The following is a 6,384-nucleotide window of genomic DNA, read 5'->3' on the forward strand; positions in this document are numbered from 1 at the left end:
TGTGTGTTTTCCCGTTGTAAGTTCGGCTAAAATTTTTAATTTGAAAGGTTCACTGTACCGTCTAATTACTTTGTCATTTTTATACATAATTGTTTTGAATTATGTAGCCTTATTTTAGGACGGGTCATAATGAAGCACAACGTGTTTGTGTATGGTTAGTTGCGTGTTTCAGCAACTAATTTAGTAAACAAAAACGAACGCGAGAAAATTCCGAAGGAATTTTCCAAATAAGCACTTACCACAGCAATTAATTATACACGTTGTTGTGCTTTCGTTATTTTTCTTTAAGCTCAACGGTTATCATTTCTTTTATCTTATTTACTTCAATCAGCATATCAATTAGAAATCTTTTTACCATTTTATCTGTATAATTTTTAAGCATTAAGCTCCCCTCACTAGTCAAAATAATCTCAGCAAACTTGTTTTCAAGTCCCAGTTCATTGGCTTTAGATGCCTGAAATCTTAATCTCGGAAAGCCTAATTGAAGTGCTTTTTCATGCGCATTTAAATAAATATCATAATTGTTTCCAGCCGCTAGACTAATTCGATCTTGGCGCCTTTTAAGTTCAATAAGAGAATTACGTATATTTTCTGGGATTAATTTTATATCACCTGTAGATTCTAACGTTTGAATCGTATTAGTGTTGAAATACACGTATTGAAATGTGTATTCAACTTTACACAATTCATCAATGAGTTGATTTAATTGTAAATCTGCAGTTTTAAAATTTTTAAAATAGTTGTCTGAAGAGGTAATTGAACTATCTAATGCAATTATTCTAGTATTGATGTTATCAATTTCTTTGTCAAGATCAACAAGTATTTGACGATAGTATTCTTTTTTTATTCCATTTGTTTTGCGGTTTTCATTTGCATTGTTTATCTGCAATGCAATCAAAATCCCTATAACCACAAGAACTATTTCACCCACCGCATATTTCAGATACTTCCCAGTTTTGCCTTCTGAAAGTAAGTTTTGTCTAATTTTTCTAAAGAATTTTATCATTGGTTATCGGTTTCTGATAATGAAGCACAACGTTGAGTATATGATTTCGGGCGTAAATAAAACTAAAACCTAATAAATAAAAACAAAATTATGAATAAGCAGAAAGTAAGTAAAAAAGAAGAAACTAAGCTTGAATTATATACAGTGTTACCCACAGTGCCTTTTAGAGCTATTGATAAAACAAATTCAGCTTACAAAAATATTGTAGTAACACAGGTAAAGGATAATGTGGTTTTGGCTCAATCAACATTTTCGGACGGATATAGAAAGTTTGAACGAAAATTATTATTAACCGATATAGAAATAATACCTATACATAACTGTACCCCTGATAGCTTTAATAAGCATTGCCAAACGTGTGGTAAATATTGTGGGTAACGGTAAGTGTATGAAATGGGCGAGTTTGCGTCCGAGGATTTTCCGCAGGAAAATCGGAAGGTGGCAAACGCACATTTACACTTGATTAGGGACTAAAGTAAGCATTTTTTATACACTATGTTGGCAACCGTTTATTTTTTAAAAACCAAACGGTTGGATTGGGTGTGAAGCCAGTCGGCAGTTTAAAATCGGTTTTTTAGTTTTATTAAAGCGACAGAATTGAGCGCAACAGTGGTAAATCGGAAGTGCGTTATGTTCCGTAACAGTGATAAATCGGAAGAATAGAGTGAGATCTTTTTTTAGAAATTTTTGCGGTACAGCAATGGTTGCCAACGTTTTTGTATAAAGAAAGTTGCGTTTTTGTGGGCGAGGATTTTCCGTAGGAAAATCAGAAGCAAGCAAAAATGCAACACACTTTAATTAAGCACAAAATAGCAATTTTTTTTATACGGTGTTGCAAGTAGTAGTTTTTTTGTTCCGATTACTTTTATTTATCTTTAATCTGCTAACTTTTTCCAATTCCGTTTGAGTAAGAAATTCCGTTTGAGTAGATATTCCGTTTGAGTGAAAATTCTGTTTGAGTGGAAATACCGTTTGAGTGAGATTCCGTTCGAGTAAGAAATTCCGTTTGAGTAGAAAATCGGTAGAGTAAATTCAGCGTAATATTTGTTAAAAATCAGATTTATTTTATTTGCGAATTGTTTGCGTTTGAGTGTTTTCCGCTATTACTTGCAACGTTGTTGTATAAGATTAGTTGCGTGGTTTAAGCACTAAAGTTAGCAAATAAATCACAGATAGAAAGTCCGTGAGGACTTTCGTAAGTAGGCTAGAACTAGCAATTAATTTTATACGTTGTTGTGTGTAGTGCTTATGTTTTTCAAAGTATTAATCTCTTCTTCGTTAAATTCTTCAATATGTTCAATGTAATATTCCTCTTTCCATTTTGTGAAGGAACTTAAAAATGCTTGGTCATATTTTTTATTAAATTTTTCAGGGTCATTCTCAAAGACTTTAAAATCTTCACTGCTCCAACCAAGTCTGCTTCTAGTAGATTTTGTGTCAGAAAAGTAGAAGTGAAAACCTCCAATACAATATATTTTCGCAATTTTTTTTGAAAAGGAAAATAGTGCTAAAGCAACTAATTCGTGAGCATTTAGCAAATGCTTTTGCTTAATTATTTCATCAATTTTAGTTCTATCAACAAAGTCATTCTTAACCAAATTTGTTACAGCAGGAGACATTTCCTCATTTTGAATGAAATATTCATAATGTCCTTTATAAAGTTCGGTTTCTTTGTAAGCGTTTATATGGTCAAGTCCAATATATTTTTCAAGAAATGTATCACTATAACTGTCAGTCATAAGCTGTACAGTTCTTCTATAAATTGACTCATCATTTAGCAAAAGTGGCATTGGGTCAATAGCAAGTCTAAAAACGGCTACAGCTCCAATACTTTTAACAAGAGAAGATTCAAAATCCGAGAGCATTTTTGTTTCGTCAATTTTTTTTCTAAAAGGATTTCTTCTGTGGATGTAAAATTTATCGAAACCTTGTTTGTGAACATATTTGTTGAGTTTTCTTTTTGTTTGTTCAACTTCGTCAAAATATGATGACATCTTTTCCTTTATGTTGGAAAACTCCTTTTTTCTATGTTGAAGCTGGTTTAACATTTGACCTTGTTGAGGAAATCTTTCCTCATTTCTCCACTTTTTAAGTTCCTTTTTTCGATTTTCTTCATCGTCATCTACGAAATATACTATTGTAGTTGATATTTCTAATGATTGTCTTAATGAGTAAAAGGCACAATCAAAATATCCTTTTTCATAAAGTGTAATTGCATTTATTATTAATTGAGAAGCTTCTCTAAAAAAATCATTCGAAAACATAACATCAAGCCTTCCTGTGAAGCTATGTTCGATATTCATTAAGTCAAGATAGTATTGTTCTTTTTCAGGTAATGAACTCGGAATGATGTTTTCATTTTCTTTGTGACTTATAAAATCAAAACTCATTCTTTTTCGTTTTTTTCGGCATTACACACAACGGTTACGTATAAGAATAGTGCGTTTTTGTGTGCGAGGATTTTCCGCAGGAAAATCAGAAGTAACAAAAGTGCACTGTTCTTTGTTTAAGCACTAATCTACGCATTATTTTTATGCGATGTTGTACATAGTTTTTCTTTTCAGATTCCAAATATCATATCATAGAACCATTCAAATTCTTTTCCGCCAGATAAATTTGCTGATTCAGAAGTAACTTTTCTCATTGCGCTTTCGTCATCATATAATTCATCGTTTTCAGAAGCCATTTCAAAAAAACCTTCTATTGGAATTAAAGCACTTACCATCGCTTTTAAATCAGATGCAACTTTTCCCATTATAAAATCAGGTTTGTCGTGGTCAAGCATAACTACTATTCCGCTATTTTTTTCAATCGCGAGAATGTCTAATTCAAAGTTTCCAATCTTTTCAAATTCATTCGGAATAGGTAAGAAGTCCTTTTTAAGAGTAAATTCAACCATTCCAACTTCAATTTTTTTTTCAAGAAGTTCAGTCTTTATTTTTTCAATTGGACTTGATAAGTTTATTTCTGTTACCATTTTCTTAAATTATGTACAACGGTCTCGTATAAGATTAGTTGCGTGGTTTAAGCAACTAATTTAGCAAATAAAAACCGAATAGAAAATCCGCGAGGATTTTCGTAAGCAAGCTTGCACTAGCAATTAATTTTATACATTGTTGGCAACAGTTATTTTTTTCGACTCCAATAGTTTGTTGAAACTGGCAAAACTTCATTGTTTGGTCCTTTCATAAACATAAATGGAATTTCATTCTTTTTATTTTTCTCCATATATTCTTTCAATCCGAACTGAATGTCAATGATTGATTCCGTTGTTTTATTTAAAAGCCAGAACAAAATAAAAGAGATTGATAAATCATTGTCTTTTCCAAGTTCTCTTAATTCACTAAAATTTTTATTGAATGTAGAAGAGGATAAAATTTTCGTTTCAACTTTTCCTTTAATTAATTCTATTGAAAGTGATGATTTTCCGTTATCATTTCCAATGTGAATTAAATAAGACCTATGGTCATAAAGTCTCCCAATAAATGTTCTGTCTAAATTGTCAATTAGTTCGCTAAAGTTAGTTTGAGATAATTCATTTTTTTGGTCTCGAACGGATTTAGCGAATTGAGTCCATTTAATTTTTTTTTGATTTTTAATACACAAGAAACCAACTAAATTACTTACATAGTCAAATGCAGAAACAATATGAAATATTACACTATCAAATAAAGATGAAATATCTGATTTTCTATTCTCAAAATGGATTTGCATAGTAATTTGCCCATCTTTTTTAGAATAAATTTCGGTTAATTCTTGGTCTAGTGAGTTCAGAAGGTTCACAAGAATATTTATATGCAGTCTGGTTGCTCTTAAACGATAAAGTATGTTATCTCTAAATTCATAGATTTTTATGTCATTAAAACTAGAATCTAAATAATGCTTATAATCCATTCCAATCGCAATCATATTGTTGTCGATTATTTGAAAATCATTCAGCACGTTTTTCATTTCCAATTTTAAATCAACAATATTTTTATATGGTCTATTTTCTCGCAATTATTCGGTTTTTCTAATTGTTGCCAACGGTCTCGTATATGAAACGTAGCGTGTAAAAAGACACTAACTTTTCGGATTAAACACGAGCCGAATTTTTAAATTTTTCTTTTTATCTTATTATTTTCAAAAAGCCAAATTTAAAAATTTGGCGTTCTTTGCAAATACACATAAACCTCTTGGAAAGCTTGTAATAGCTATGTTTTATATACATTGTTAGCCACAGTTTTTTACTCGAAAGTTATATCTTTATTCATCCGATTATCTGCGTGTTTTTCCTTAATCGCACCAATTACCTTTTGTTTAGTCTCTTCGTCAATCGGATGGTCTGGTGGTATGTCAGTTCCATAAATTCCGATTTTTAACTGAAATTGCTTTTGTTCATATTCCTTTACCACTTCTCCAACTTTCTCCTCCATAATAGTATAATCATAGACTACTTTCATTACGTCTTTCGTTAGTAAATCCGTAATTATATATCGGTGAATTACTTTGTTTCTCTGATTGTATAATTCAAAAAGCTTGTCGTGAATTGGTTGAGTAATTAGTCCTTCGTCAAGAGCCATTTTATAAACCTTTTTTTCCATAATAGGTCTATCAGTTTCTTTTTGAAAAATTAATGTCGTGTCAATTTCGTCAGTTGAATTGTCTATTTGTTTTTTAAGTATTAAAGCCAATCTTAACAAGGCATCAATTTGGTTCGCAAGTAGAACTACCAATTCAATTGAAGAACCATTTTTATATGCTCTGTTTTTCAAATCTATAGAGGCAACCAAGGAATTCATAAATTTCGTAAATCGTTCTGATGCTAGAATTTCTACTTTATGTTGTTCCTCAATAACCAAAATTGTTTTTAAACAGGCTTTTGCTTTGTCAATTTCTGTTTTTACTTTTTTTGATTCCTTTTTGTCAGAATCATAAATGTATTTGCACATTAAAAACTTGTCATCAACAACTGCCATCCAAAAGTAGACGTCAAATTTTTCAGATGATACATATTTTTCGGAAAATTCGAGGTTATTCGTTCCGACTGCTTGTGTTTTTAATTTATGGGTTTGAATTAGATTTGGAATTTCTCCTATAGTTTTTGATTTACAAGTTATTTGAAAACATCCAACAGACTTTTCGTAAAGTTCGAAAGAATCAGGGTCATTTTCTTTTGCCTCGTACATTCCATTTCTGTAACCCCATTCATTTGGGATGAAAAAAATGTAATTTCCTTTTGGGTCGATGAACTTTCTCATAAATTGTGGCTAACGTTTATGTATATGAGCTGTGGCGTGTCTCGGCACGAACCTCTCCAAATAAAAACTGGCTTTGGAAAATCCGCAGGATTTTCCAAGTGTGGACTGACCAAGCCATAGCTTATATACTGTGTTGGC

General features: G+C 31.3%; 6 protein-coding genes. 1 reads left to right on the top strand and 5 read right to left on the bottom strand.

Annotated elements, in window-relative coordinates:
* Positions 1-274: 274 nt before the first annotated feature.
* Positions 275-1,006: a DUF6090 family protein gene (locus ACFPH8_RS14795; RefSeq protein WP_376862209.1), complete on the bottom strand. Its 732-nt coding sequence runs from the start codon at positions 1,004-1,006 to the stop codon at positions 275-277.
* Between the two features lie 90 nt (positions 1,007-1,096).
* Here ACFPH8_RS14795 and ACFPH8_RS14800 point away from each other — a divergent pair, with 90 nt between their 5' ends.
* Positions 1,097-1,384 carry a hypothetical protein gene (locus tag ACFPH8_RS14800; protein WP_376862211.1) on the top strand — a complete coding sequence of 96 codons (288 nt, stop codon included), beginning with the start codon at positions 1,097-1,099 and terminating at the stop codon, positions 1,382-1,384.
* 845 nt (positions 1,385-2,229) lie between these two features.
* On the opposite strand, the gene ACFPH8_RS14805 is transcribed toward ACFPH8_RS14800, so the two are convergent.
* The 4 genes from ACFPH8_RS14805 to ACFPH8_RS14820 all read right to left on the bottom strand — a co-directional run bounded on the left by ACFPH8_RS14805 (position 2,230) and on the right by ACFPH8_RS14820 (position 6,246).
* On the bottom strand, positions 2,230-3,396 hold the full coding sequence (locus ACFPH8_RS14805; RefSeq protein WP_376862213.1) for a hypothetical protein: 1,167 nt from the start codon (positions 3,394-3,396) through the stop codon (positions 2,230-2,232).
* A 170-nt stretch (positions 3,397-3,566) separates the two neighbouring features.
* Positions 3,567-3,983: a hypothetical protein gene (locus ACFPH8_RS14810; RefSeq protein WP_376862215.1), complete on the bottom strand. Its 417-nt coding sequence runs from the start codon at positions 3,981-3,983 to the stop codon at positions 3,567-3,569.
* 149 nt (positions 3,984-4,132) lie between these two features.
* Positions 4,133-5,005: a hypothetical protein gene (locus ACFPH8_RS14815; protein ID WP_376862217.1), complete on the bottom strand. Its 873-nt coding sequence runs from the start codon at positions 5,003-5,005 to the stop codon at positions 4,133-4,135.
* A 227-nt stretch (positions 5,006-5,232) separates the two neighbouring features.
* Positions 5,233-6,246, bottom strand: a complete 1,014-nt coding sequence (locus tag ACFPH8_RS14820) for a hypothetical protein (protein WP_376862219.1) — start codon at positions 6,244-6,246, stop codon at positions 5,233-5,235.
* Between the last annotated feature and the right edge of the window lie 138 nt (positions 6,247-6,384).

Origin of the sequence: Bizionia hallyeonensis (genome assembly GCF_042657385.1) — a bacterium.
In the GTDB taxonomy this organism is placed as follows: domain Bacteria; phylum Bacteroidota; class Bacteroidia; order Flavobacteriales; family Flavobacteriaceae; genus Algorimicrobium; species Algorimicrobium hallyeonense.

Excerpts from the sequence above, each read along its gene's own strand:
- ACFPH8_RS14805 (WP_376862213.1), bottom strand. The coding sequence starts at position 3,396 with ATGAGTTTTGATTTTATAAGTCACAAAGAAAATGAAAACATCATTCCG.
- ACFPH8_RS14800 (WP_376862211.1), top strand. The coding sequence starts at position 1,097 with ATGAATAAGCAGAAAGTAAGTAAAAAAGAAGAAACTAAGCTTGAATTA.
- ACFPH8_RS14810 (WP_376862215.1), bottom strand. The coding sequence starts at position 3,983 with ATGGTAACAGAAATAAACTTATCAAGTCCAATTGAAAAAATAAAGACT.
- ACFPH8_RS14820 (WP_376862219.1), bottom strand. The coding sequence starts at position 6,246 with ATGAGAAAGTTCATCGACCCAAAAGGAAATTACATTTTTTTCATCCCA.
- ACFPH8_RS14795 (WP_376862209.1), bottom strand. The coding sequence starts at position 1,006 with ATGATAAAATTCTTTAGAAAAATTAGACAAAACTTACTTTCAGAAGGC.